The sequence below is a fragment of the Microbacterium sp. genome (assembly GCF_031178525.1).
In the GTDB taxonomy this organism is placed as follows: Bacteria; Actinomycetota; Actinomycetes; order Actinomycetales; family Microbacteriaceae; genus Microbacterium.
The window spans coordinates 1-2,246 of record NZ_JAPSJA010000351.1; the positions used below are offsets into that span (position 1 = coordinate 1).

Consider the following 2,246-nt stretch of genomic DNA (forward strand, 5'->3'; position numbering starts at 1 on the left):
CGGCCACGGGCTTCCGCCCCGACCTCGGCATGCTGCGCGAGCTGCGCCTGGAGCTCGACGACATCGTCGAGGCGCCGCGCCGGCTCGCGCCGCTGATCGACCCCAACCTCCACTCGTGCGGCACGGTCTCCCCGCACGGCTACCGCGAGCTCGCGCATCCGGAGTCCGGCTTCTTCATCGTGGGCATGAAGAGCTACGGGCGCGCGCCGACCTTCCTGCTGAAGACGGGCTACGAGCAGGTGCGGTCGGTCGTCGCCTGGCTGGCGGGAGACGCCGAGTCGGCGAGCCGCGTCGAGCTCGTGCTTCCCGCCACGGGGGTGTGCTCGACGGCGGACGGCGGGTGCTGCTGACCCGCCGTGGCCGATCTAGCCGCCGAGGGTCGCTGGGACAAGCCCCTGGGATCGCGCTCGCGCCGCACCCACAGTGGACCCATGAGTGACAGCACAGCCGGCACACCCGCGCCCGAGAGCGGAGCGAACGACCAGGGACCCGACCATGCGCCCGACGCCGACCTCGAGGCGACGGCGATGCGCAGCACGGAGGACCTCGACGACGACCTGACCATCCACGACGACGTGAGGACGGACGTGGGCGGGCCGGACGGCCCCCACTCCGCGGGCGACACGCTCGGCGGCGCCCAGGCGCCGACCGGCAACGACGGGACGATGGGCGCGGACACGCCCACGGGCGACGCGTCCCTCGCGGACGCCGACGTGAACGCCGCCGCCCTGTCGGACGGGGCGGACACCCCGAGCGAGGTCTTCGGAGCCGACGAGGAGTAGGCGTTCGATCGCCCACCCGATCTCCGATACGCACGGATGACAGGCGGCGACGGCCACCGGGGCGGATACGGCCCGCGCCCATAGACTGGAATCCATGGATACGTCCGGGTCGGCGCTCGCGACCATCGCGGACCCGACACGGGCGCGGATCCTGCGTCTGCTCCTGGAGGCCCCCGGCGGTCGCGCCCGGGTCGGCGAGCTCGCCGACCGACTGGGCCTGCGTCAACCCACCGTGAGCCATCACATGAAGACGCTCCTCAGCGAGGGGCTCGTGACGCGCGAGCCGGACGGCCGCCGGGCCTGGTTCTCGGTCGCGCCCGATCGCGCCGAGACGGTCGCGGCACTCGTCGGCGCCGAGCAGCCCGCCGCGGAACCCGACCTCGATCGCATCGCCGCCGATCTCGCACTGCGGTTCCGCGGCACATTCAGCCCCGAGACGGTCCAGGCCTATGTGCGCGAGAGCCGCGACCTGCTCGCGCGCGGCGACGGTCCCGCGCGGCAGCTCGCCTCGCGCACGGCGTCGTTCGCCGCGACCCGCCTCGAGGCCCTGGCGCGATCGCACGGCGAGCGCAGGGACAGGCCGGAGGTGCTGTTCGTGTGCGTCCAGAACGCGGGCCGCTCGCAGCTGGCGGCCGCCATCCTGCGTCACCTCGCGGGCGACCGCGTGATCGTCCGGACGGCAGGGTCGCTGCCCGCGCCCGACATGCGCTCGACCATCGTCGCGGCGCTGGACGAGATCGGCGTGCCGGTCGGAGGCGAGTTCCCCAAGCCGCTCACCGACGAGGCCGTGCGGGCCGCCGACTACGTGATCACCATGGGCTGCGGCGATGCGTGCCCCATCTATCCCGGCCGTCGCTACCTCGACTGGGAGCTCGACGACCCCGCGGGGCTGCCGCTCGAGGGCGTGCGTCCGATCCGTGACGACATCGAGGCCCGCGTCCGGACCCTGCTGGACGACCTGCTCTGACCGACCCGCTCTGACCGCTCCCCTGCGGGTCGAGCCTGCGGCGCGAGAGAGCCGCGCCGTCTCGATCCGCGACTTCCCGGAGGAACCATGCCGCCGCTCACGACATCCGCCGATGCGCGCTTCGCGTCGTCCGTACGCGATGCGCTGCGCTCGCCCCGCCTGCTGACGCGGGAGGTGCTCGCCGGCCTGGTGGTCGCGCTCGCGCTGATTCCGGAGGCGATCGCGTTCTCGATCATCGCCGGCGTCGATCCCCGTGTCGGCTTGTTCTCGTCCTTCGTGATGGCGGTCGCCATCTCGTTCCTCGGGGGCCGACCGGCGATGATCTCGGCCGCGACCGGCGCCGTCGCGCTCGTGATCGCGCCGGTCATGCGAGATCACGGCCTCGACTACCTGCTCGCGACGGTGATCCTCGGCGGCGTCATCCAGGTCGCGCTCGGCCTGCTGGGCATCGCGAAGCTCATGCGATTCATCCCGCGCAGCGTCATGGTCGGCTTCGT

At 73.0% G+C, this 2,246-nt stretch carries 3 protein-coding genes and 1 pseudogene; all 4 read left to right on the top strand.

Features of this window, described 5'->3' with window-relative positions; all coding sequences use genetic code 11:
- Positions 1-350 (top strand): annotated as a pseudogene (locus RIF89_RS14230) (flavoprotein); the annotation flags it as partial.
- Positions 351-431: 81 nt separating this feature from the next.
- Positions 432-782: a hypothetical protein gene (locus RIF89_RS14235; protein ID WP_309069731.1), complete on the top strand. Its 351-nt coding sequence runs from the start codon at positions 432-434 to the stop codon at positions 780-782.
- Between the two features lie 94 nt (positions 783-876).
- Positions 877-1,749: a metalloregulator ArsR/SmtB family transcription factor gene (locus tag RIF89_RS14240; RefSeq protein ID WP_309069732.1), complete on the top strand. Its 873-nt coding sequence runs from the start codon at positions 877-879 to the stop codon at positions 1,747-1,749.
- Between the two features lie 87 nt (positions 1,750-1,836).
- The coding region (locus RIF89_RS14245) for a SulP family inorganic anion transporter (protein ID WP_309069733.1) at positions 1,837-2,246 on the top strand (410 nt) is incomplete at its 3' end.